This is a genomic window from Streptomyces sp. V2I9 (genome assembly GCF_030817475.1).
Taxonomy (GTDB): domain Bacteria; phylum Actinomycetota; class Actinomycetes; order Streptomycetales; family Streptomycetaceae; genus Streptomyces.
This window is the reverse complement of record NZ_JAUSZJ010000002.1, coordinates 4,746,753-4,769,913: the sequence shown is the minus strand read 5'-3', so window position 1 is coordinate 4,769,913 and position 23,161 is coordinate 4,746,753. Positions and strand designations below refer to the sequence as shown.

Genomic DNA, 23,161 nt, shown 5'->3' with positions numbered 1-23,161 from the left:
CACCGCCCGTTTCCGGTCACGCAAGGGGCGTCAGCGCAACTCGGGGTCCGTCTCGATCACGGAGTACGGGTACGGGAGCACCTGGTCGCTCGCGGCGGTGAGCAGGGCCGCGTCGGCCGGGTCGAGGTCCAGGTCCGCGGCGCCCAGGTTGGTCTCCAGTTGCTCCGGGGTGCGCGCGCCCACGATGGGGGCGGTGACGCCGGGGCGGCCGAGCAGCCAGGCGAGGGCCACCACCGGCACCGCGAGGCCCGTGCGTCCGGCGACGCCGTGCAGGGCGTCCAGCACCCGCCAGGTGCGCTCGTCGCCCTCGTACGCGCTCCACGACTCGCCCCAGCCGAGCCGTTCGGCGGTCTCCACGCGGGTGCCCGCGGGCGGCCGTCCCGTACCGCGCCGGATCGCGCCGCTCAGCCAGCCGCCGCGCAGCGGGCTCCACGGGATGACGCCGAGGCCCTCGTTGCGGCTGACCTCCAGCAGCTCCCATTCGGCGGAGCGGTCCAGCAGGTTGTAGAGCGGCTGGAGGGCGGTGAAGGGCTCCCAGCCGTGTTCCCGGCTGAGGTCGACGGCCTTCTGGAGCTGCCAGCCGGAGAAGTTGCTGGCCCCGATGTAGCGCACCTTGCCGGAGGTGACCAGGGCGTCCAGGGTGGCGAGGGTCTCCTCCAGCGGGGTGCCGGGGTCCCAGGCGTGCACCTGGTAGAGGTCGATGTGGTCGGTGCCCAGCCGGCGCAGGCTCGCCTCGACCCCGGCGATCAGGTGGTTGCGGCCCAGTCCGCGGTCGTTGGGGCCCTCACCCGTGCCGTACCGCACCTTGGTGGCGATCACCACGTCGTCGCGGCGCTGTCTCTTCAGCCAGCGGCCGAGGATCTCCTCGGAGGCTCCGGCGGAGTAGATGTCGGCGGTGTCCACGAAGGTGCCGCCCACCTCGGTGAAGCGGTCCAGCAGGGCGTGGCTGGTGGTTTCGTCGGCCTCCCGGCCGAACGTCATGGCGCCCAGGCAGAGTTCACTGACCCGCAGGCCGGTCTTGCCGAGGTAGCGGTAACGCATGGTGGGTTCCTTCGTCGTGGTGGTGGGCACGGAGGCCGGCCGGTGGCCGGGGGCCCGGTTCGGCGAGCGACACGGACACCTCCTGGACGCAGTGGTCGGACAGTCCGCGCGGATCGCGGAAGCGGTAGCTGTGGACCCGGACGCCCGGTGTGCTGAGCACCCAGTCCAGCCGCCACCAGCGCAGACCGGGGCGGGGCTGCCAGGAGACGGGCCACACTTTCCCGGTCAGGGCGACGGCATCGGCGCCCAGGCGGGCGATGCGGCGGGAGTCCCCGATGGCGGCGGTGGTGTTGAAGTCCCCCGCGATCAGGGCCGGATGGGGGCAGTCGGCGACGTCCGCGAGGAGTCCCCGGTACTCCTGCTCCCGGTCGGCGGCCCGTGAGCGGACCGCGCGGTAGAAGTCTGCACGCAACGGGCTGATCAACCGCAGCTGTACCGGGATGTGGACATTGAACGTGGCGAGAATGCGGCCGTCGCCCGGCATCTCCAGGTCGACCCGCAGGGTCCGGCGGGCTGCCGTCCCGACGGCCGCGGCGACCGGCAGCCGGGACAGGGTGATCAGCCCGCGGGCGATGACGGCCTCGTGGCCGGGGAAGTTCGCGCGCAGCCGCCGGTCGTCGTCGATCAGCCGGTAGGTGCCGTCGAACCGGTCGTGGTGGTACTCCTGGAGGAGGTAGACGTCGGCGTCGAGCCCGCGCAGGAAGGCGTAGAACGGCTCCGGGTCGGTGGTCTGGCACCAGTGCTGGGTGTTCCAGGAGACGATGCGCACCGCCCCGCCGGGCGGTGGCCTCCGCGCTCCGCGGGCCGGCGCGCGGACCACCGCGCCGGACTGCCGGACCCCGAGCAGCAGCGACGCCCCCGCCACCGCTCCGGCCGCGAGGTCCCCCGTCGCTCCGGCGGCCACCAGGAGCAGGGCGGGCACCGCGACGAACAGGGGCGGCGGCAGCAGCGACGGCAGCAGCCAGAACCACCAGCGGCCGTTGAGGGCGAGATGGGCGGCGAGGAACACGGCCCAGGCCGCCGCCGCCCACAGCGGCGGGCCTCCCGCGTTCACGGCCGCACCGGCCCACACCGCCCCGGCCGGGCTCTCCGGGTTCGTCACGCGGCGGCTCCCCGGACTCCCCGCGGTGCCCCGACGTCCCGGAACAGGGCGTCGTAGGCGTCCAGGCAGTGGTCCGGCCCGTACCGGGCACGGGCGTCGCGGCCGCCCTCGGCACGGCGTTCCGGCGGGTACGCGGCCACCTCGCGCAGGGCCGCGGCCAGGGCGTGGGCGTCGCCGGGCGGGAAGAGACGGCCGAAACCCGTCTCCGCCACCGGGACGCGCATCCCCGGTGCGTCGCTGGCGACGGAGGGGACGCCGAGCATCATCGCCTCGGCCTGGGAGATGCCGAAGGACTCCTCGGCGACGGACGGCAGGGCGAACGCGTCCAACGAGGCGTAGAAGCCCGCCACCTGGTCGTCCCGGAGGAAACCGGTGAACCGGATGCGGGGGTCGTCCCCGGCGCGGGTGCGCAGCGCCCCGACGACGCTGCCGCCGGCGACCTTGGAGTAGTCGCCCGCGATCAGCAGCCGGGCATCGGGGTCCGGGATGGTCCGGAAGGCGTCGACCAGGTGGTGCAGTCCCTTCTCGGGGGCGATCCGGCCGAGGAAGCCGACGTGCGGGCCCGCCGTCTCGCGGAAGGCGGCGGGCGCGGGCTCGCGCTCCCGGCAGGGCGGGGCGATGGCCAGGAGGCGGCGCTCGCGCATCAGCGGCCAGTGGCGCGAATGCTCCGCGTGGTCCGCGTTGTTGACGACGACGGCGACCGAGCGGCGCAGCGCCCCGGCCACCGAGGCGTCGACGGCCTTCACCTGGAGCGGGGCGAGCGCGCCGCCGGCCAGCCAGACGTCGTCGTGGTGGGTGGCGACGACCGGGGTGTCCCCGGCGAGCCGGGCGACGAGTCCGGCCTCCAGCATCGGCAGATGGACGTTGACGACCCGCGAGGCGCGGGCGATCCGTCCGGCGAGCGGGGCGAATCCGGGGCTGATGACGCCGCGCCCGAGACGGGCGGCGACCGGGGCGCGGAACACCTCGACGCCGTTCACGGTCTCGCGCGCGGGGCGGTCGGGGTCGTGGCGGCAGGCGACGACGGCGACCCGGCGGCCCCGCGCGGCCAGCCCTTCGGCGACCGTGCGGGCCACTTCGGTGAGGCCGCTGGTGTACGGGAGGTAGTAGGTGAGCACGATCGTCACGTCGAAGCGGGGCGAGCGCGTGGAGCGGCGGGTCATGACCGGTCCTTCTCGGTGGCCGGGGCGGCGGCCCCGGGGGCGGGCGGGGAGAGGAGCAGCTCGATCAGCCGGTGGGTGGAGAGCACGGCGGGCGGGTCCTGGACGGACTGCCGGTGCAGGTCGAGGCGGGGCGAGACGAACGCCCAGTCGAGCCGCCAGAGCGCCGGGCCGCTCACCGGGAACGTCGCCGGGTGGACCGAGTCCCCGGCCTCGGCGGCGTCCCGCAGCCCGTCGAACCAGCGCAGGTCGCCGGTGCCCGGCAGCACGTTGAGGTCCCCGGCGAGCACCACCGGGTGGTCGTTGGCGTCGAGGTCGTCGCGCAGGGCCCGGAAGTGGCGGTCGCGGCGGTCGGAGAGCTGCCGTACGGATCGGTGGTAGGCGGCGTTCAGGGGGTTGCGGTCGACGTTCAGCAGGTCGGGCAGGTGCGTGTTGTAGAGGGAGAGGGTCTCGCCGTCCACGTCGATGTCGGTGCGCAGGACGCGGATGTTCCAGTAGTCGGCCCAGGAGGTGTCGGGCGGGGCCAGCCCGTCGGGGCGCAGTGCCCGCACGGAGGTGACCGGGAAACGGGACAGGGTGAGGAACTCCCCCTCGGTGGCGATGTGGAAGCCGGGGAACTCCCTGCGGAGCCGGGGCAGGTCGTCGATCGGGGCGGGTTCGTCGCCCCGTGCGTTCTGGTACTCCTGGAGGAGGTAGACGTCGGCGGAGTGGGACTTCAGGTAGGCGTAGAAGGCGTCGGTGTCGCTGTCCTGGTCCCAGAAGAAGGTGTTCCAGCTGACCACCTTCAGGGCGCCCGGCGGCACGGCGGGCTGTCCGCGCAGCAGCGCGCCGGGGTGCAGCCCGGTCTGCCAGGAGCCCAGCAGCAGCGAGGCCAGGACGACGCCGACGGCCGCCCGCCGCCCGTGCCGGACCAGTGCGGCCGGGATCAACAGGGCGAGCGGGAGGAGGAGATGGAGGACGGGCGGGGCGAGTCCGAGGCCGTTCCACACCCACCACCGGCCGCTGAGGAGCGCGCGGGCGGCGACGAAGAGGGCCCACAGGACGGCGACGGCGAGCAGCAGCCGGCCGGGCCACCGGCGGTCCCCTTCCCGCGCGGGCGGTGGGTACGCGTCGGGCGCCTCCGGGTCGGCGGGGGCGGCGCTGTCGGCCGCCAGGGTCCCCGTCACGGTGTGGCCCGTACCGGGGCGAGGTGCGCGCCGGGCTCGTACAGCCGGCGGAAGCGGCGGGAGGCCAGCCACTGGAGGGCACCGACGCCCGCGCCCGCCGCGATGACCGCGTTGACCACGGTGTGCGCGAAGGCGAAGTAGGCGGCGAACAGGGGGCCCCGGCGGCGCAGGACGAAGCGGTACAGGGCGGAGTCCGCGAGCAGGGTGAGGGCGAGCAGGGCGGCCGGGACGAGCAGCCAGGGCGCGGCGATCAGGCCGAGCGGCAGGGTGGCCAGGGCGAGCAGGGCCGCGACGCTGGCCCCGGCGCGGGGTCCGGTGGCGATGCCGCCGGGGAGGTCGCCGCGTCGGACGTAGAGCGGGATGTGCAGCCGGGTGCGGTGGAAGACCTTGCGCAGCACGACGCGCCAGGTGTCGTCGTGGTCGTGCCGGCCCCGGACGGCGGTGGAGCTGTGGACCTCGTAGCTCCGGCAGATGCGGGCGGCGTAGTCGCCGTCCTCGGTGTGGCGCAGCCGGGGGTTGAAGGGGCCGATCTCGGCGAAGACGCGGGCGGGCATGGCGCAGATCGCGGTGTGCAGGGTGCCGATGCGGCCTTCGGTCTCGGCCAGCCAGTAGAACTGGTGCAGGCAGCGGTACTCCTCGATCAGGCTGTCCCGGATGAGGGGTTCGGCGTCGTAGGTGCCGCAGACCGCGCCGATGCGGGGGTCGGAGTCGAGCAGGGCGACGGCGTTGGCGATCGCGTCCGGTTCCATCGCCACGTCGGAGTCGACGAACACGACGATCTCACCGCGTGCGTGGGCGGCCCCGGTGTTGCGGGTGGTGGCGACCCCGCTGTTGACGCCGGTGCTGATCACCCGGACGCCGCAGGCCTCGGCGACGGCGACCGAGTCGTCGGTGGAGCAGTCGTCGATGAGCAGCACCTCCAGGGGCTGGTAGGTCTGGGCGAGGGCGGCACGCAGGCAGAGTTCCAGGGCGCGGCCGTAGTTGTAGTTGGGGATGACGACGGAGACGAGGGGGTGCTTCCGGTTCATGGGGCGCCTTCGGGCGGTCGGAGGGCGGATGGCGGATGGCGGACGGATGGCGTCCGGGGCCGTGGGTGGGGCGGGCGGACGGCGTACGGGGCCGTGGGCGGAGCGAGCGGCCGGGAAGGTCAGCCGGACGGGTGCGGGAGGAGGAGCGCGAGGGCGACGAGGAGCGCCCACAGCGCCGCGTTGACGAGGGTCGAACGGTCCCGGAAGAGGACGTGGACGGGGTTGCCGCCGCCCTCCTCGACCAGGAGGAGCTGGAGGTAGCGGGCGAGGCCGAAGACGGCGCAGGGGGCGGAGAGCAGGGTGACGAAGGAGGCCCCGGCGGTGAGGGCCGCGTCGTCGCGGAGGTAGAGCACGTAGCTGACGGCCGTCAGCACGGCGACCAGGACGACCAGGTGGTCGAGGAAGGCGAGCGTGTAGCCGCGCAGGGCGGGGCGGTGGGCGCGGCCCGCCGCCGTCATCTCGTGCCGGCGTTTGCCGAGCGCCAGCATCAGGCAGAGCGAGAAGACGCAGAGCGCCAGCCACTCGGAGGGACGGGTGCCGATGAGCAGCGCCCCCTGGAGGAGCCGGAGGACGAAGCCGGTCGCCACGATGAACGCGTCCACCAGAGGTACGTGTTTGAGCCCCTGGGAGTACGCGAGGCTCAGCGCCAGGTAGAGGGCGGTGGGCCACCACTGCCAGGCGGGTCCGGCCACCGCCCAGCCGGTCAGCGCCAGGGCGAGAAGACCGGTCAGGACGGTCGCGGCGGCCGGGGAGACCCGGCCGGAGGCGATCGGGCGGTGCCGTTTGACCGGGTGCAGCCGGTCCCGCTCCCGGTCGGCGAGGTCGTTGACGACGTAGACGACGGCGGAGGCGAGGGTGAAGCCGAGAATCGCCCAGCCGGTGCGCAGGAGGACGGCGGTCCCCCACGCGGGGGTGTCGAGGAGGGCGAGCGGGACGACGGCCAGGTTCTTGACCCACTGGCCGGGGCGCAGCAGTGCCAGGAGGTCGCGCGGCCGGTTGCGGCGGGTCTGCCGTACGCCGGCCGGGGGCGGGTGCCCCAGCGGCCCGGCGTAGGAGGGTTCGGGCAGCGGGGCGAGGCCGGTGGGGGCGGCTGCCTCGGGCAGGGGGGTGAGGTCGGCGGGTTCGGGTCCGGGCGGGACTGCCACCACGCGCACGGGCGCGGGGGACGGCCGGGTGATGTCCACGGCAGGGCTCCAGGGGATCAGAAGAAGACCTTGGCCAGGCCGAGCGCCCCTTGGCGCCACGGGTCCCGGCTGGTCCGGCCGGCTCCGGGAGCGGGGGCGCCGCCCCGCCGCTGGGTGCGCCACCACGCGTAGGTGCCGAGGATGGCGTCCTGGTTGGAGAGCGCGGGACGGAAGCCGAGCCGTTCGGTGGCACGGGTGATGTCCACGTAGCTGTCGTCGAGGAGCTTGAACAGCAGCCGCCCGTAGACCGGGGAGAGCTTGGTGCGCTCCAGCGTGCGCAGGACCGCGAGCGCCGGTGCTGCCGGCAGCGGGACCACGCGTCTGCCGTGTCCGGCCGCGTCCAGCACCGCCTGGAAGTCCTCCCGCAGGGTGCCGAACTCGGCGGCGCCCAGGTTGTAGACGTCGTCGGCGATCTCGGGCGGGGCGTGGAGGGCGAGCACCACGGCGTCGACCAGGTCGGCCATGCCGAACATCTGGATGCGGACGTCGCCCCGGCCCAGGACGGGGAAGTTGCGCCGCTCCTCGGCCCATTCGAAGAGCATCGAGAACAGGCCCATCCGGCCGGGTCCGAGGAAGGTCTTGGGCCGCAGGACCGGCAGGCACATCCCGCGCCCCCGGAACTCCTCGCAGACCTCCTCGGCCTCGGCCTTGGCCCTGCTGTACGGGTCGACGGGCTCGCGGGGGTGCTCCTCCGGGGTGGGGACCCGCTTCGGCAACCCGTAGACGGCGGTGGAGGAGATGTGCACGACCCGTTCGACGCGGGCCCGGCGGGCGGCGGTGAGGACGGCGCGGGTGCCGTCGACGGTGATGGAGCGGATCTGGTCGACGGGGTAGCTGGGCAGGGCGGCGGCGCAGTGCACCAGCGCGTGGGCCCCGTCGAAGGCGCGGGCGAGCGCGGCCCCGTCCCGGATGTCGGCGACGATGTGCCGGGCCCCGGCGGGCGGGCGGGGGTCGTCGCGCAGGTCGATCCCGACGACGTCGTGGCCGTCGGCCGCGAGCCGGGCGACCAGGTGGGAGCCGAGCATGCCGGCGGCGCCGGTGACGGCGATGGTCAGGCCGCCCATCGGGACACCGCCTTGTCCTTGAAGAAGGCGGTGAGCAGCCGGTTCATGCCCTTGGCCAGGGTCCGGTCGAAGGCGTCGAGGAAGATCTCCACCTCGTCCGGCCCGGCGACCAGGCAGGGAGCGGCCACCAGGGGGCTGCGGCCGTTGAGCGTGTAGTACAGGTACACGTCGTGGTCGTGGTACATCGCGTTGACGACCGCGCAGGTGATGACCTTGGTCCGCAGCAGCGGGTCGCGGGCGAGGCCGCCGGGGGCGATCTTCGCGGCGAGATCCAGGAGGCGGGGCCCGCCGTCGAGGAAGATCCCGTACAGCGCACCGGCTCCCCGGACGTCGGCGATGAGGTCGGGGTACTGCTTGCGCAGTCTCTCCAGGCCGGGCTTCAGGACGCGTTCGATGGCGCGGGCGCGGGCCGGGTAGTCGTCCTCGACCGCGATGTTGACGGCCTCCAGCGCGGTGGCGGTCTCCTCGCCGAAACCGTAGTACGTGGTGCTGGTGGACTGGAGCATGGCGTCGCCGAGGCTGTCGTACGCCGCGCGGAAGACGGGCTCGCGGGCGACGAAGGCGGAGACGGACGACTTGCCGCCGCCGAAGGACTTCGAGGTGGTCACCACATCCGGGACCAGTCCCGGATAGCGCATGAAGTGGAAGAGGCTGCCGGTCTTGCCCCAGCCGGTGTAGATCTCGTCGAAGATCAGCACGATCTTCTCCTCGGTGCACAACTCCCGCAGCCCGCGCAGGAATTCCTCGGAGCACTCCGTCATCGTGGAGGCGGAGAACGGTTCGATGAGGATCGCGTAGACATCGCAGCGCCCCTGGGCGTCCCGCGCTCCGGCGACCGCCCGCCGTACGGAGTCGAGGTCGCCGTAGCGGAAGGCGGAGACGCCGGGGATGCCGGGGAAGGCGAAGGCGTTCTGGGCGCTGCCGGTGAGGCTGCCGGAGCCGAGCAGCTTGCCGTGGAAGCTGATGTCGGCGTGCAGTATCTGCTTCCGGCGGCCGCCGTGGTACTTGTACGCGAGTTTCACCGCGCCCTCGACGGCCTCCGCCCCGGAGTTGGGGAAGAAGGAGAGGTTCAGGTCACCCGGCAGCAACCGGGCGAGGTTGTGGCCGAGGGCCGCGATGTAGGGCGAGAAGTAGGTCTTGTGGACCTCCATCCGGCGCTGCTCCTGGAAGCGGCGGCGGGCGGCGAGGATACGCGGGTGGTTGTGGCCGTGGTTGAGGACGCCGACGCCGCCGGTGAAGTCGAGGACGCGGCGTCCGTCGCGGGTGTGGATCCAGGATCCCTCGGCGTGGTCGACGAGTTCACGGCCGAAGCCGAAGGAGGTCATCAGGGAGACCTGGCTCTTGTTGACGTGGGACCGGTACAGGTCGTGCACCTGGCGCGTCGACAGTCGTTCGCAGTCGTCCACGGTGAGCAGCGGGGGTGCGTCGGGGGTCATGCGGTTCCTTCCCGGAGCGCGGGTCGAGGGACGGGCAGGGGTCCGGCGGCGCGGGCCCAGGCGAGGGCCGCGCCGGTGGCGGCGACCTCGCTGAGCACGCAGACGAGCCGGCTGGCGATGACGGCGGCGGTGGCGGCGGAGAGCGGCATCACCGCGGCGAGGGGGGCGAGGAGGACGAGCTCGCGCGCTCCCCAGCCGTCGGGCAGGACGAAGGCGAGGCTTCCGGCGACGGTGGCCAGGGCGAAGCCGCCGACGCAGACGGGCAGGGAGAGCAGCGGTGGGGCGCCGAGCAGCACGGCGATGGCCCACAGGTGGAGTCCGGAGCCCGCCCACGAGGCGCAGGCCCAGCCGATGGAGAGCCGCAGGGCGCGGGGGGAGCTGTCGGCGGCTCCGGCGGGGCGGCGGGCCAGCCGCATCGTCCACGCGACGAGCCGGCCCACCCAGCCGGGCCGGGCCACGCCGGCCGCCGCGAGCAGCACGAGCGGGGCGAACACCCAGGCGCCCGCGCCGAACACGGCCGGGGCGACGAGGAGTCCGGCGGCGGCCCCGGTGGTCGTCCCGATGACGAGGCCGAGGCCGAAGGCGGCGATCATCCGCTCGGGGGCGATGCCGACGGCCTTGCCGAGCTGGACGTGGGCGAGGACGCCCCAGATCCGGCCGGGGACGAACTTGCTGATGACACCGATGAAGAAGATACGCGCGGTGTCGCTGGTGCGGGCCGGGGAGCCGCCGTCCACGACGAGGACGCGCCAGGAGAGCATCGACAGGACGAGTCCGGCCGCGTTGGCGGCCAGGGCAGCGCCGAGCAGGAGCACCCCTCCGGGCCGGCCGGCGGCGTCGGCCAGCTCCGTACCGGCCGCGCGCAGCGATCCGCCCACGGCGAAGCAGGTCGCCGCGATGAGGACGGCAACGGCGGCGGGGCGCAGCGCGCGGGCCCACCGGGAGGGGCGTCGGTCGGCCCCGGCCGGGGCGGTGTCCGGCGCCGGCTTCGGTTCCGGTTCCGGCTTCGGTTCCGGTTCCGGCGACGTAGCCGTGGACCGTACGGCCTCCGGACGCGCGGCACCGGCACCTACGGCTTCCGGTTCCGGTGACGCAGCCGCGGGCCGTAGGGCCTCCGCCTCTCCGTCCGTCCCGGTGCTCACGGTGCCGCCGCCGGGGCCGGGCGGTCGCGGCGGCCCCGGACCGAGGGGCCGAAACGCGGGTCCACCAGCCAGCGGACGCCGCCGGTCACCGCGCCGAGGACGAGAGCGAGGTGGACCGCGAAGTGCAGCGCGGAGAAGCGGAGCAGGAAGAGCCGTCCCTTGCGGCGGGCCACGAAATGGGACAGCTCCACGTCCGCGAGCGCGAAGGCCACGGCGCAGACGAGCGGCGCCGCGAGCAGCCAGGGGGTGAGCAGGGCGAGCGGGAGCGTGAGCGGGACCAGGCCGGCGGCGAGGACGCCCGCCGTGCGGTTGGCGCGCAGCCCGCCGCCGCGCCGGCGTTCCACGGCGGCGACGGGGACGAGCAGTTGGGAGCGCCGGTACTGCTCGGCGAGCATCGGCAGCAGCCGGTCCACGTCGTCGTGGCGGCCGGTCACCCGCTCACTGAGCCGAATGCGGTGGGTGGCGGCGAGGCGGTCGCTGTACTCGACGTCCTCGGAGTCGCGGAGGTTCTCGTCGAAGGGTCCGGTCGCCTCGAAGACGGAGCGCTCGATCGCGGCCAGCGCGAAGAAGGCGGTGCCGACGACCCCGGCGCTGCGGCGTCGCCAGAAGTGCGCGTGCAGGCAGTGGTAGACCTCCACCGGGCCGTCGTCGAAGAGCGGTTCGGGGTCCAGGACGCCGTGGACGCAGCCGGTCCCCGGATCGTCCATGAGCAGGTCGACGGCGTTCTCGATCGCGTCGGGCGCCAGGGCGATGTCGGAGTCGAGGAAGAACAGCACCTGCCCGGCGGACGCGGAGACGCCGAGGTTGCGGGCGGCGGAGACCCCGCCGTTCCGGGGACGGGCCACCAGGACGCAGGGGAACGCGCGGGCGATGTCGCGGGAGCCGTCGGTGCTGGCGTCGTCCACGACGACCACGTCCAGCGGGCGCAGGGTCTGGGCGTAGACCGATTCGAGGCAGGCCCGCAGGGTCTTCTCGTAGTTGTGGTTGGGGATGATCACTGACACGGAGGGGCGCTCCCGTGGCATGGCGGATCCGGTCCTTTCGGTTCGGGGAGGCGGTGCGGGGGCGGGCAGCCCGTGACGCCGCCGAGAGCGGCGGGCCGCCAGTCCAGCGAGGCGGGCCGGGCGGCGCTCAGGGCGGCCAGGAGGTGCTCCAGCGCGGCCAGTTCGGCGTGCACGGGGTCGGGGCTCTCCATGTAGAGCGCGGCGCGGACCGTGCCGTCCGGGCCCTCGACGACGTGCACGTGGACCGGTCCGACCGCGTGCGGGCCGGCCCTGACGGGGCGGGAGCCCAGCCAGCGGGCCAGCTCGCCGGCCGTCCACCGGTCGGGGCGCGGGGGTTCGGCGCGCACGAGGAGGGCGATCACCAGGAACACGGGGGCGTCCCGTTCTCCGGGGTCACCCCCAGGAGAAGCCGGCCCGTGCCGAGACCGCGCACAGGGCCGCCGGGAGTGCGGAAGAGGCGGCGGCCGACGAGTGGCGAGGGCCGGGGGAAGGGAACGCCCACATACGGAACTCCTGAGAAATAGCGGTGTGTGAATGCCTTGTGACGGCCAGATCCTGTCGCCATCGCCGCCCGCGGAGCCACGGTTGGCGGGTGGCCGAAAGCTGCGGGGCAGCGGAGTGCCAGCCGCAGCGAGGGCCGTACGGGGGCGGCTGCCTGGGACGATGCGGTGGTGGCAGGAGGCTGCCAGACATCTTGCGGCCATCCCTCCCCACCACCGGGAGCCCCTCCGGCCGCCGTCGGGCCCCGGCTTTTCCGGCCACGCGCGGCACTTCGGAGCCCATCCGCCCCGTGGACCTGGTCTATACCTTCACAACGTGCCGCCCTACACTCACGCCCGGTGCTGAAGGGCCGTCCCGCACCGCCTGCGGGACGGCGTGACATCTGCGGGGGAGCCAGGGATGTTAGAGGTGCTGGGGCTGGACGCGCGGACGGAGCTGGTCTACCGGCTCGTCCTGGACGAGCCGGAGCTGCGGCTCGACGAGATCGTGGCGCGTCTGGGGCGGAGCGAGGACGATGTGCGCCGCGCACTGGACCAGTTGGCCGAGCTGTGCCTGCTGGACGACGGCGGCACGCACGGTACGGAGCAGGGCCCGCCGGTCTTCCGGGCCCTGGACCCGGCGGCCAGCCTGCCGTTCCTCCTCTCCCGTCGGGAGGCCGAGCTGGCCCGGCAGCAGCGGGGGCTCGAAGTGGCGCGGGACGCGATGTCGGCCCTCACCACGGACCGGGGGCGGCGGGCGGGTGGCGGATTCGACGTCGTCAAACGGCTGGAAGGGCTCGACGCGGTGCGTGAGCGGCTGACCGAACTGGCCGAACTGGCCGCCCGGGAGTGCCTCTCGCTGCTGCCCGGCGGCGCGCAGTCCCCCGACACGCTGGAGGCCAGCTGGCCGCTGGACCGGCGGGCGCTGGAGCGAGGGGTGCGGCTGCGCAGCATCTACCAGGACAGCTTCCGCAACGACCCGCCGACGCTGCGCTATGTGAACCGGCTGGGGGCGCTCGGCGCGGAGAGCCGTACGCTGCCGACGCTGCCGCTGATCATGGTGGTGGTCGACGGTGAGGTCGCGCTGGTGCCGCTGGACCCCGACGACGGGCGGGCGGGCGCACTGGAGTTGCGCAGCAAGGGGGCCGTGGCGGTGGCCCGGATGCTGTTCGAGCAGTTGTGGGCGACCGCCAGCCCGTTCAGCTCCCCTCCCGCCCGCGACGGCAACGGACTGACGCCCCAGGAGGACGAGTTGCTGTCCGTGCTGGCGAAGGGGCACACGGACGCGACCGCCGCACGCCGCCTGGGGGTGTCCCTGCGCACCGTGCGCCGGATGAACGCGGAGCTGACGGCCCGGATGCAGGCCCGCAGCAGATTCCAGGCGGGCGCCGAGGCGGCCCGCCGGGGCTGGGTCTGACCGGCGGCGGGAGGAGGTCTCCCCGGCCGAAGGCGGTGCCGCCGCTCGCCGGCCGGCCCGCCCGGACAGCCGCCCCTTCCACGCCGGACACCCCCCGGGTGAACCGACGCGCCGCGCTGCCCGTGCCTGAGGTGAACCGACTCGCCGCCCTGCCCGTGCCCCGTTGCGAAACATCACCGTAGCCGGACCGCAATGCGGACAGGGGGTGACGCTGGCCGGACGCGTCCCATAGATTTCCTGCCCACGCAACCGGTGATCAGCGAGGGGACGGAGTCACCCACATGGCGGAAGCGCCCACATCAGCACCATCTTCCCCACAGGTACCGGGGAAGCGGGGCATCTCCCCGAAGTCCGTGGTCGTCTGGAGTCTGGTCGCTCTGGCCGGCGCCGTCGGCTGGGCCACCCTCGCGCTCTCACGGGGCGAGGAGGTCTCCGCCGCCTGGATGCTGGCGGCGGCCCTCGGTTCGTACGCCATCGCGTACCGCTTCTACTCCCGGTTCATCGCCAACCGGGTCCTGAAGGCCGACAAGAACCGCGCGACCCCCGCCGAACGGCTGGACAACGGCGTCGACTTCCATCCCACCGACCGCCGCGTCCTGTTCGGCCACCACTTCGCCGCCATCGCCGGGGCGGGGCCGCTGGTCGGCCCGGTGCTCGCCGCGCAGATGGGCTATCTGCCCGGCACGATCTGGCTCGTCGTCGGCGTCATCTTCGCCGGGGCCGTCCAGGACATGGTGACGCTCTTCTTCTCCACCCGCCGCAACGGCCGTTCGCTCGGTCAGATGGCGCGCGACGAGATAGGGCCGGTCGGCGGGATCGCCGCCCTGGTCGCGGTCTTCATCATCATGATCATCCTGCTCGCGGTCCTCGCGCTGGTCATCGTGAACGCGCTCGCGCACTCGCCGTGGGGCGTCTTCTCCATCGGCATGACGATCCCGATCGCCCTCTTCATGGGCGTCTACCTGCGCATCCTGCGGCCCGGCAAGGTCAGCGAGGTCTCCCTCATCGGCGTCGCGCTGCTGCTCCTCGCGATCGTCTCGGGCGGCTGGGTCGCCGAGTCGTCGTGGGCGGACTTCTTCACGCTGGAGCCGGGCACGCTGGTCATCTGGATGATCGTGTACGGGTTCCTCGCCTCCGTGCTCCCCGTCTGGCTGCTGCTGGCCCCGCGCGACTACCTCTCCACCTTCATGAAGGTCGGCACGATCGGGCTGCTGGCCCTGGGCGTGGTCGTCGCCCTGCCGACCCTGAAGATGCCCGCGGTCACCGACTTCGCCTCCAGCGGCTCGGGCCCGGTCTTCGCCGGTTCGATGTTCCCCTTCGTCTTCATCACCATCGCCTGCGGCGCGCTCTCCGGCTTCCACTCCCTGGTCTCCTCCGGCACCACGCCGAAGATGGTCCAGAAGGAGACGCAGATCCGGATGATCGGCTACGGCGCCATGCTGGTCGAGTCGTTCGTGGCGATCATGGCGATGATCGCCGCCTGCATCATCGACCCCGGTCTCTACTTCGCCATCAACGCGCCCGCCGGCGTGATCGGCGACAGCGTCCAGTCCGCCTCCCAGGCCGTGGCGAACTTCGGGTTCACGATCTCCCCGGACGCCCTGGCGCAGGCCGCCAAGGACGTCGAGGAGGCGAGCCTGCTCTCCCGGACCGGGGGCGCGCCGACGTTCGCGCTCGGCATGGCGGAGATCTTCTCCGCGGTGGTCGGCGGGACCGCGATGAAGGCGTTCTGGTACCACTTCGCCATCATGTTCGAGGCGCTCTTCATCCTCACCACCGTGGACGCCGGCACCCGGGTGGGGCGCTTCATGCTCCAGGACATGCTGGGCAACGTCTACAAGCCGTTCCGCGAGGTCAGCTGGAAGCCGGGGGTCTGGTTCGCCAGCGCCGTCGTGGTCGGCGGCTGGGGCTACTTCCTCTGGGTCGGCGTGCACGACCCGCTGGGCGGCATCAACCAGCTCTTCCCGCTCTTCGGCATCGCCAACCAGCTGCTGGCGGCCGTCGCGCTCGCCGTCTGCACCACCCTGCTCGTCAAGTCCGGCCGCCTGAAGTGGGCGTGGGTCACCGCGGTCCCGCTCGCCTGGGACGTGGCGGTCACGCTCACCGCGAGCTGGCAGAAGATCTTCTCCGACGACGTGAAGATCGGGTTCTTCGCCCAGCGTGACAAGTATCAGGCGGGCATCGACGCGGGCGAGGTGCTGCCCCCGGCGAAGACCATGGACGACATGCGGACCGTCGTCACCAACTCCACCGTCGACGGGGTGCTGAGCGCGCTCTTCGCGCTCCTCATCATCGTGGTGCTCGTGGACGCCGCGAGGGTCTGCTACCAGGCCATCCGCGATCCGGAGAGCGTCAAGCTCCACGAGACGCCGTTCGTCGAGTCCCGGCTCGTCGCCCCCGCCTCGCTCTTCGCGACCAAGGAGGAGAAGGCCGAACTGGCCGCCGCCGGTGTCGGCCCCGAGGGCGGCCTGCGCAAGGAGGCGGCGGGAACGGGGAGCCGGACATGACGGTCGCGGATGTACGACGGCTGGCCGGGCGGATCCGCTGGTACGTCCGCGAGGTGACCGGCGAGTCGGTCTACGACCGGTACGTGGCGCACGCCCGCGCACACGATCCGGACGCGCCCGTCCTGTCCCGCCGCGCCTTCGAGCGCGCACGCATGGACGCCCGCGAGGCGGACCCCCGCGAGGGCTTCCGCTGCTGCTGAGCCCGACGGCCGGTCACCAGGCCCTCGCTCACGGGCCGTCGCCCCTCCCCCGATGGGGCGGGCGGCGGCCCGGCGGCCTTTCAGTCGCCCGCCGGCCTTCCGGTCGCCCGGCGGTCCGCTGCCCGCCGGCCTTTCCACTGCCCGCCGGGCCCGGCCGTCCTTCCGGTGCCTTCCCGTCGTTCGCCTTCCCGGCACACGGAGCCCTCACCGTACGCAAGGATGTGCGCATGACCTCGCGTTCCCGGCGGCCCCGGTTCCGGCTCGTCCGCACCATCACCCCGGCGGCGCCGGCAGTGGCCCTGGCCGCCTCGGCGGGCTGCGGCACCGAGCCGCCGCCCGACGCGCGGGCGGCGGACCCGAGCGGTTCGGCCGTCCCGGCGCCCGACCGGGCGGAGCTGGAGGCGCGGGCGCGGGCCGCGCGGACCGTCCCGGAGCATGTGTGGGTGACCGAGGCCGACGGCTTCGCCCTGGCCCGCCGGTCGGTCGGGGTGCTCGGCGACGACGGGTTCGGCAGCGCCTACACCTCGCCGGACGGCGGCCGCATCCAGCTGTCGGTGGAGCGCCGCCCGCACGCCGTGGCCGACTGCACGGACGCCGCCGCCCACCCGGCCGGCCGGAAGCCCCCCGCGACCTGCGAGCGGGACGGCGGACAGTGGTACAGCGCCACGGAGTCGGGGCACGCGTACGCGCGCGAACAGGGCGGCCTCGTGGTGACGTTGAGCGGAACACGCCAGGAGGTGGACCGGGCGACGCTGCGGGCGGCGGCCCTGGCCGCCCACCGGGCCGACGACCGCGAACTCGACGAGGTCCTGCCGCCCGCCGGCCCGGACTCCGCCGAGCGGCCGGTCGAGCGCGGCGACCTGCCGCCGGTGGGGGACGGCGCCCCCGACAACGACGTGGGAACGAGTGGTTGATGAAGGTGACGGTCAGGGTGGCCGACCCCGCCGAACACGCCGTTCTCGGCGAGATCATCGCCGAGGCGTATCTGGGCGACGGCCTGCTGGACGGTCCGCGGGACCCGTACCTGCTGAAGCTGCGGGCGGTGGAGCAGCGGGCGGCCGAGGCGGAGGTCCTCGTCGCGGTGGCCCCGGAGGGGGCGGTGCTCGGCGGGGTGACGTACGTCCCGCCGGGTGCTCCGTGGTGCGACATCGCCGGTCCGGACGAGGCCGAGTTCCGGATGCTGGCGGTGGCCCGCGCGGGGCGCGGGCGGGGCGCGGGCGAGGCGCTGGTGCGGGCCTGCATCGAGCGGGCCCGGTCCGCCGACGGGGTCCGGGCGCTGGTGCTGTCGACGCAGCCGGCCATGTTCCCGGCCCGGAGGATCTACCGCCGGCTGGGCTTTCTGCGGACCCCCGAGCGGGACTGGGAGCCGGTGCCGGGCCTACGGCTCATGACGTTCCGGCTGGACCTGGAGGCGTCTTCCTAGGCGCGAAGGACATCGCCGCGACACAACATGTGGGGGCCACATCATCCGGCTGCCCCCACATGTATGCTCGACCTCGCTGTCGCCGCAGGGGAATCCGGTGCGAATCCGGAACTGTCCCGCAACGGTGTGATCAGTGCGCTTCTGCGCACCCGCAAGTCCGAAGACCTGTCGACAGCGCGTCCGGCTCGACCGAACCGGGCGCCAGACGTCCGGGCCTCGCGGATGGGCCGGTGGACGCCGTCAGCTGCGCTGCCCCGACCCCGGGTTTCGCGCTGCCCGGCTTCTCCGCCCTCCGCAGGCCCCTGCCGAGCGAGGGAAAGCCCTGTGACCATCGCGCCCGCCGATCCGGTTTCAGCCACCGAATCCGCAGTGCCCCCGGTGTCGGCCACGGCCGGGAACACCCCGAACGACGGACCCGGTACCGCGCTGCTGCGGACCCTGACCGATCTCACCGTCGATCTTCCCGACACCGACCCCGGCCGGGTCGCCGCCGCCGCGCTGCGCGGGCGCAACGCCCGCTCCGACGAGGCCGAGCTGCGCTCGCTGGCCACCGAGGCCGCCGCGGGGCTGATCTCCGAGGACCCGGCGTACTCCCGGCTCGCCGCCCGGCTGCTGACCCGTACGATCGCGGACGAGGCCGCGGGCCAGGGCGCGACGTCCTTCTCCGCCTCGGTCGTCGTCGGGCACCGCGAGGGCCTGATCGCGGACCGCACCGCCGCCTTCGTCGAGCTGCACGCGAAGGCGCTGGACGAGCTGGTCGAGCGGGCGCTGGCCGAGGGCGCGGACGACCGCTTCGGCTACTTCGGTCTCCGTACGCTGCACAGCCGCTATCTGCTGCGCCACCCGCACACCCGCCAGGTGATCGAGGTCCCGCAGCACTTCATGCTGCGGGTGGCGGCGGGCCTCGCCGAGGACGAGTCGGCGCGGGCGCTGGACGAGGTCGCCGCGCTCTACGGGCTGATGAGCAAGCTGGACTACCTCCCCTCCTCCCCCACGCTCTTCAACTCCGGCACCCGGCACCCGCAGATGTCCTCCTGCTATCTGCTGGACTCGCCCAAGGACGAGCTGGACTCGATCTACGACCGCTACCACCAGGTGGCACGGCTCTCGAAGCACGCGGGCGGCATCGGTCTGTCGTACTCCCGCATCCGCGCCAGGGGTTCGCTGATCCGGGGCACCAACGGGCACTCCAACGGCATCGTGCCGTTCCTCAAGACGCTGGACGCCTCGGTGGCCGCGGTGAACCAGGGGGGCCGGCGCAAGGGCGCCGCGGCCGTCTACCTGGAGACCTGGCACGCGGACATCGAGGAGTTCCTGGAGCTGCGCGACAACACCGGCGAGGACCAGCGGCGTACGCACAACCTGAACCTGGCGCACTGGATCCCGGACGAGTTCATGCGCCGGGTCGAGGCGGACACCGAGTGGTCGCTGTTCTCCCCGGCGGACGTGCCCGAGCTGGTCGATCTGTGGGGCGACGCGTTCGACGCCGCCTACCGGGCGGCCGAGGCCGCGGGGCTGGCCCGCAAGGCGATGCCGGCGCGTGAGCTGTACGGCCGGATGATGCGGACCCTCGCGCAGACCGGGCAGGGGTGGATGACGTTCAAGGACGCCTCCAACCGGACCGCGAACCAGACCGCCGAGCCGGGCCGGGTCGTGCACTCCTCGAACCTGTGCACGGAGATCCTGGAGGTCACGAACGACGGCGAGACGGCCGTCTGCAACCTGGGCTCGGTCAACCTGGGCGCGTTCGTGGCGGACGGCTCGATCGACTGGGAGCGCCTGGACTCCACGGTCCGCACCGCCGTGACCTTCCTGGACCGGGTCGTCGACATCAACTTCTACCCGACCGAGCAGGCGGGGAACTCCAACTCCCGCTGGCGGCCGGTCGGTCTGGGCGCGATGGGCCTCCAGGACGTCTTCTTCCAGCTGCGCCTGCCCTTCGACTCCCCCGAGGCCCGCGCGCTCTCCACGAAGATCTCCGAGCGCATCATGCTCGCCGCGTACGAGGCGTCCTGCGACCTCGCGGAGCGGTCGGGCCCGTTGCCGGCCTGGGCCGAGACGCGGGCGGCGCGCGGGGTGCTGCACCCCGACCACTACGCCACCGAGCTGAACTGGCCGGAGCGCTGGGACGCCCTGCGCTCCCGGATCGCGAAGACCGGTATGCGCAACTCGCTGCTGCTGGCCATCGCGCCGACCGCGACGATCGCCTCGATCGCGGGCGTGTACGAGTGCATCGAGCCGCAGGTCTCCAACCTGTTCAAGCGCGAGACGCTCAGCGGTGAGTTCCTCCAGGTCAACGCCTACCTGGTGGACGAACTGAAGAAGCTCGGCGTGTGGGACGCCCGCACCCGCGAGGCGCTGCGCGAGGCCAGCGGCTCCGTGCAGGGCTTCGCGTGGATCCCCGAGGACGTGCGGGCGCTGTACCGCACGGCGTGGGAGATCCCGCAGCGCGGCCTGATCGACATGGCGGCGGCCCGTACGCCGTTCCTCGACCAGAGCCAGTCGCTCAACCTGTTCCTGGAGACGCCGACGATCGGCAAGCTCTCCTCGATGTACGCGTACGCCTGGAAGCAGGGGCTGAAGACGACGTACTACCTGCGTTCGCGCCCGGCGACCCGGATCGCCCGTGCCGCGTCCGGCCAGGCGTCGGCCGCCGCCCCCATCCCCGTACAGCAGGCTTCGGCGCCCGACGCGGACGCCATCGCCTGCTCCCTCGAAAACCCCGAGTCCTGCGAGGCCTGCCAGTGATGAGCACCACGAACGAAGAGAAGAACCTGCTCGATCCGGGATTCGAGCTGACCCTGCGTCCCATGCGCTACCCGGACTTCTACGAGCGCTACCGGGACGCGATCAAGAACACCTGGACCGTGGAGGAGGTGGACCTCCACTCGGACGTCGCCGACCTCGCCAAGCTGTCGCCGGGCGAGCAGCACATGATCGGCCGGCTGGTGGCGTTCTTCGCCACCGGCGACTCGATCGTGTCGAACAACCTCGTGCTGACGCTGTACAAGCACATCAACTCCCCCGAGGCGCGGCTGTACCTGTCGCGGCAGCTCTTCGAGGAGGCCGTGCACGTCCAGTTCTATCTGACGCTGCTGGACACCTATCTGCCCGACCCGGACGACCGGGCGGCGGCGTTCGACGCGGTCGAGGAGATCCCCTCGATCCGGGAGAAGGCCCAGTTCTGCTTCCGGTGGATGGACTCGGTCGAGAAGATCGAACGGCTGGAGACGAAGGCGGACCGCCGCCGCTTCCTGCTGAACCTGATCTGCTTCGCGGCCTGCATCGAGGGACTGTTCTTCTACGGGGCGTTCGCCTACGTGTACTGGTTCCGCTCACGCGGCCTGCTGCACGGTCTCGCCACGGGCACCAACTGGGTGTTCCGTGACGAGACGATGCACATGAACTTCGCGTTCGAGGTCGTGGACACCGTCCGCAAGGAGGAGCCGGACCTCTTCGACGACGCGCTCCAGCAGCAGGTCACCGACATGCTCAGGGAGGCCGTGGAGGCGGAGCTGCAGTTCGGCCGTGACCTGTGCGGCGAGGGCCTGCCGGGCATGAACACCGAGTCGATGCGCCAGTACCTGGAGTGCGTCGCCGACCAGCGGCTCGCCCGCCTGGGCTTCCCGACGGTGTACGGCTCGGAGAACCCGTTCTCCTTCATGGAGCTCCAGGGGGTCCAGGAGCTGACGAACTTCTTCGAGCGCCGCCCGTCCGCCTACCAGGTGGCCGTCGAGGGCTCGGTCGGGTTCGACGACGACTTCTAGACCGCAGGGGTTCCTCAGACCCTGGCCCAGCTTCCGGGCCGGGGGCGCCGCGCGGCCGTGACCGGCCGCGCGGCGCTCCGCGTTCGCGGGGGTGCGGGCTCCCGCCGCCCCCGTTCCGCCTCCCGCAGCTGGCGGGCGATGCGGCGCTCGCGGGCGACGCCGACCGCGACAGGCGCGAGGACGAGGGCGAAAAGGGCGGCCACGACCAGGTAGTTCAGGAATGTGTTCATGCCTCCACTCTGGCCCGCCGGGGCGAAAATCATCAGTGGCAGGACTGCCATAGGACCCCAAATAACTGCCACACTCGTTCCATGCTGACCAACGTCGCCGTCCTGCTGCTGGACGAGGTCCATCCCTTCGAACTCGGCGTTCTGTGCGAGGTGTTCGGGCTCGACCGGAGCGAAGAGGGCCTGCCGGTCCACGAGTTCGCGGTGGTCTCCGCCGAGGGGCCCGAACTGCGCACCCACGCGGGCTTCACCATCAGCACGCCGTACGGCCTGGAGCGGCTGGAGGAGGCCGACCTCATCGCCGTCCCGGCGAGCGGGCACGTCATGGACCGGGAGTATCCCGAGGAGGCCCTGGACGCGCTGAGGCGGGCCGTGGAACGGGGTTCACGGGTGCTGAGCGTCTGCTCGGGTGCGTACGTCCTCGGCGCGGCCGGCCTGCTGGACGGCCGCCGCTGCACCACGCACTGGCGGCACGCGGCGGAGCTGGCCCGCCGCTACCCGAAGGCGATCGTGCAGCCGGACGTCCTGTACGTGGACGAGGGCCCGGTGATCACGTCGGCCGGGACCGCCGCCGGGATCGACGCCTGTCTGCACCTGGTCCGCCAGGCTTACGGGCAGCGGACGGCCAACACCATCGCCCGGCGGATGGTGGTCCCGCCGCACCGGGACGGCGGCCAGGCGCAGTACATCGACCGCCCGCTGCCCCGGAACGCGTGCGACACGGTCGGCTCCACCCTCGCGTGGATGGAGCACCACCTCGACCAGGAGATGACCGTGGAGCAGTTGGCCGCGCAGGCGCACATGTCACCGCGCACCTTCGCCCGCCGGTTCCAGCAGGAGACCGGGACGACGCCCTACCGGTGGCTCCTGCGGCAGCGGGTGCTGCTGGCCCAGCATCTGCTGGAGAGCTCCGACCGGACGATCGACACGATCGCGGGACAGACGGGGTTCGGCACGGCGGCGACGCTGCGGCACCAGTTCGTCCGGTCGCTGGGCACCACGCCGAACGCCTACCGCCGCACCTTCCGGGGCCCGTCGGCCGCGGCGGGGGGCGACGTCGCCCGGGCGGCGCCGCACACGGCGGCGGGGCCCGGCGCCGATGACCGGCTCCGGGCCCCGCGCACGCGTGCTCAGGCGTTCGGGACGACCTCGTAGCGCGGCGTGCCCTCTTCCATCTGCCGCAGCGCGTCCTTGCGCTCCCGCTTGGAGAGCCGGTCGATGTACAGGTAGCCGTACAGGTGGTCCGTCTCGTGCTGGAGGCAGCGGGCGAAGTAGCCGGTGCCCTTGACCCGGATCGGGTTGCCCTGCGCGTCCTGCCCGCGCACCACCGCGTAGTCCGGGCGGGCGAGCGAGGCGTAGGCGGTCGGGACCGAGAGGCAGCCCTCGTTGGAGTCGTCCAGCACCCGCAGCTCGGGGGCCAGCTCCTCCAGGACCGGGTTGCAGACGACGCCGGTGTGGCGCACGCCGTCGTCGTCCGGGCAGTCGTAGACGAAGACCTTCAGGTCCACGCCGATCTGGTTGGCCGCGAGACCGACGCCCTCGGCCGTCTTCTGGCTGGCGAACATGTCGTCGATGAGCTGCGCCAGCTCGTCGTCGAACGCGGTGACGTCCTTGCACTCCTTGTGCAGGACCGGGTTGCCCACGACCGTGATCGGACGGGAGGTGCCGCGCGCGCGGTGGGCCGCCTCGCGCTCCTCGCAGTCCTCGGTGTCGACGACGAACCCCTCGTCGTCCACGTCGATCCGCCCGTCCGTCTCCTGCTGCGACATGTCCGCCGTACGCCTTCCTGCAAAACCTGAACCCGGTACCCCGCC

At 73.0% G+C, this 23,161-nt stretch carries 21 protein-coding genes and 1 riboswitch; of the genes, 8 read left to right on the top strand and 13 right to left on the bottom strand.

The window, feature by feature from the left end:
- Positions 1-30 precede the first annotated feature (30 nt).
- From QFZ71_RS21145 to QFZ71_RS21095, 11 genes are all read right to left on the bottom strand, one after another.
- Positions 31-1,041, bottom strand: a complete 1,011-nt coding sequence (locus tag QFZ71_RS21145; protein WP_307669748.1) for an aldo/keto reductase — start codon at positions 1,039-1,041, stop codon at positions 31-33.
- Complete coding sequence (locus QFZ71_RS21140) at positions 998-2,143, bottom strand: endonuclease/exonuclease/phosphatase family protein (RefSeq protein ID WP_307669747.1); 1,146 nt, start codon at positions 2,141-2,143, stop codon at positions 998-1,000. The genes QFZ71_RS21145 and QFZ71_RS21140 overlap by 44 nt, the downstream gene beginning before the upstream one ends.
- Complete coding sequence (locus QFZ71_RS21135) at positions 2,140-3,306, bottom strand: glycosyltransferase family 4 protein (RefSeq protein ID WP_307669746.1); 1,167 nt, start codon at positions 3,304-3,306, stop codon at positions 2,140-2,142. Before QFZ71_RS21135 ends, QFZ71_RS21140 begins: the two co-directional genes overlap by 4 nt.
- Positions 3,303-4,469 (bottom strand): endonuclease/exonuclease/phosphatase family protein, encoded by a 1,167-nt coding sequence (locus QFZ71_RS21130; protein ID WP_307669745.1) that lies wholly within the window; start codon positions 4,467-4,469, stop codon positions 3,303-3,305. Before QFZ71_RS21130 ends, QFZ71_RS21135 begins: the two co-directional genes overlap by 4 nt.
- Positions 4,466-5,497 (bottom strand): glycosyltransferase family 2 protein, encoded by a 1,032-nt coding sequence (locus QFZ71_RS21125; protein ID WP_307669744.1) that lies wholly within the window; start codon positions 5,495-5,497, stop codon positions 4,466-4,468. Before QFZ71_RS21125 ends, QFZ71_RS21130 begins: the two co-directional genes overlap by 4 nt.
- 119 nt (positions 5,498-5,616) lie before the next feature.
- Positions 5,617-6,681 carry a UbiA family prenyltransferase gene (locus QFZ71_RS21120; protein WP_307669743.1) on the bottom strand — a complete coding sequence of 355 codons (1,065 nt, stop codon included), beginning with the start codon at positions 6,679-6,681 and terminating at the stop codon, positions 5,617-5,619.
- 17 nt (positions 6,682-6,698) lie between these two features.
- Positions 6,699-7,745, bottom strand: a complete 1,047-nt coding sequence (locus tag QFZ71_RS21115) for an NAD(P)-dependent oxidoreductase (RefSeq protein WP_307669742.1) — start codon at positions 7,743-7,745, stop codon at positions 6,699-6,701.
- Entirely contained in the window at positions 7,733-9,181 is a 1,449-nt protein-coding gene (locus tag QFZ71_RS21110) for an aspartate aminotransferase family protein (RefSeq protein WP_307669741.1), read from the bottom strand. The genes QFZ71_RS21115 and QFZ71_RS21110 overlap by 13 nt, the downstream gene beginning before the upstream one ends.
- Positions 9,178-10,323 carry a lysylphosphatidylglycerol synthase domain-containing protein gene (locus QFZ71_RS21105; protein ID WP_307669740.1) on the bottom strand — a complete coding sequence of 382 codons (1,146 nt, stop codon included), beginning with the start codon at positions 10,321-10,323 and terminating at the stop codon, positions 9,178-9,180. Before QFZ71_RS21105 ends, QFZ71_RS21110 begins: the two co-directional genes overlap by 4 nt.
- Positions 10,320-11,321 carry a glycosyltransferase family A protein gene (locus QFZ71_RS21100; protein WP_307671537.1) on the bottom strand — a complete coding sequence of 334 codons (1,002 nt, stop codon included), beginning with the start codon at positions 11,319-11,321 and terminating at the stop codon, positions 10,320-10,322. Before QFZ71_RS21100 ends, QFZ71_RS21105 begins: the two co-directional genes overlap by 4 nt.
- Positions 11,318-11,698 carry a hypothetical protein gene (locus QFZ71_RS21095; protein ID WP_307669739.1) on the bottom strand — a complete coding sequence of 127 codons (381 nt, stop codon included), beginning with the start codon at positions 11,696-11,698 and terminating at the stop codon, positions 11,318-11,320. Before QFZ71_RS21095 ends, QFZ71_RS21100 begins: the two co-directional genes overlap by 4 nt.
- A gap of 529 nt (positions 11,699-12,227) precedes the next feature.
- Here QFZ71_RS21095 and QFZ71_RS21090 point away from each other — a divergent pair.
- The 7 genes from QFZ71_RS21090 to QFZ71_RS21060 all read left to right on the top strand — a co-directional run bounded on the left by QFZ71_RS21090 (position 12,228) and on the right by QFZ71_RS21060 (position 21,120).
- A complete protein-coding gene (locus tag QFZ71_RS21090) occupies positions 12,228-13,223 on the top strand; it encodes a LuxR C-terminal-related transcriptional regulator (protein ID WP_307669738.1) in 996 nt (331 codons plus the stop codon).
- Between the two features lie 281 nt (positions 13,224-13,504).
- Positions 13,505-15,730 (top strand): carbon starvation CstA family protein, encoded by a 2,226-nt coding sequence (locus QFZ71_RS21085; RefSeq protein WP_307669737.1) that lies wholly within the window; start codon positions 13,505-13,507, stop codon positions 15,728-15,730.
- Positions 15,727-15,930, top strand: a complete 204-nt coding sequence (locus tag QFZ71_RS21080) for a YbdD/YjiX family protein (protein ID WP_307669736.1) — start codon at positions 15,727-15,729, stop codon at positions 15,928-15,930. The genes QFZ71_RS21085 and QFZ71_RS21080 overlap by 4 nt, the downstream gene beginning before the upstream one ends.
- 227 nt (positions 15,931-16,157) lie before the next feature.
- Positions 16,158-16,844: a hypothetical protein gene (locus tag QFZ71_RS21075; RefSeq protein ID WP_307669735.1), complete on the top strand. Its 687-nt coding sequence runs from the start codon at positions 16,158-16,160 to the stop codon at positions 16,842-16,844.
- A complete protein-coding gene (locus QFZ71_RS21070) occupies positions 16,844-17,353 on the top strand; it encodes a GNAT family N-acetyltransferase (RefSeq protein WP_307669734.1) in 510 nt (169 codons plus the stop codon). The genes QFZ71_RS21075 and QFZ71_RS21070 overlap by 1 nt, the downstream gene beginning before the upstream one ends.
- Before the next feature lie 51 nt (positions 17,354-17,404).
- Positions 17,405-17,541, top strand: a riboswitch (cobalamin riboswitch).
- 136 nt (positions 17,542-17,677) lie between these two features.
- Positions 17,678-20,101, top strand: coding sequence for a ribonucleoside-diphosphate reductase subunit alpha (locus tag QFZ71_RS21065; protein WP_307669733.1), 2,424 nt, complete (start codon positions 17,678-17,680; stop codon positions 20,099-20,101).
- Positions 20,101-21,120 carry a ribonucleotide-diphosphate reductase subunit beta gene (locus QFZ71_RS21060; RefSeq protein ID WP_307669732.1) on the top strand — a complete coding sequence of 340 codons (1,020 nt, stop codon included), beginning with the start codon at positions 20,101-20,103 and terminating at the stop codon, positions 21,118-21,120. The genes QFZ71_RS21065 and QFZ71_RS21060 overlap by 1 nt, the downstream gene beginning before the upstream one ends.
- Positions 21,121-21,134: 14 nt before the next feature.
- Here QFZ71_RS21060 and QFZ71_RS21055 read toward each other — a convergent pair whose 3' ends face one another.
- A complete protein-coding gene (locus QFZ71_RS21055; protein WP_307669731.1) occupies positions 21,135-21,350 on the bottom strand; it encodes a hypothetical protein in 216 nt (71 codons plus the stop codon).
- 81 nt (positions 21,351-21,431) lie between these two features.
- Here QFZ71_RS21055 and QFZ71_RS21050 point away from each other — a divergent pair, with 81 nt between their 5' ends.
- The gene (locus QFZ71_RS21050; RefSeq protein ID WP_373465139.1) at positions 21,432-22,502 is read left to right on the top strand and encodes a helix-turn-helix domain-containing protein; all 1,071 of its coding nucleotides are present in this window, start codon (positions 21,432-21,434) and stop codon (positions 22,500-22,502) included.
- Here the strand turns inward: QFZ71_RS21050 and def are convergent.
- Positions 22,478-23,116: a peptide deformylase gene (gene def / locus QFZ71_RS21045; protein ID WP_307669730.1), complete on the bottom strand. Its 639-nt coding sequence runs from the start codon at positions 23,114-23,116 to the stop codon at positions 22,478-22,480. The genes QFZ71_RS21050 and def overlap by 25 nt on opposite strands.
- Positions 23,117-23,161: the final 45 nt, after the last annotated feature.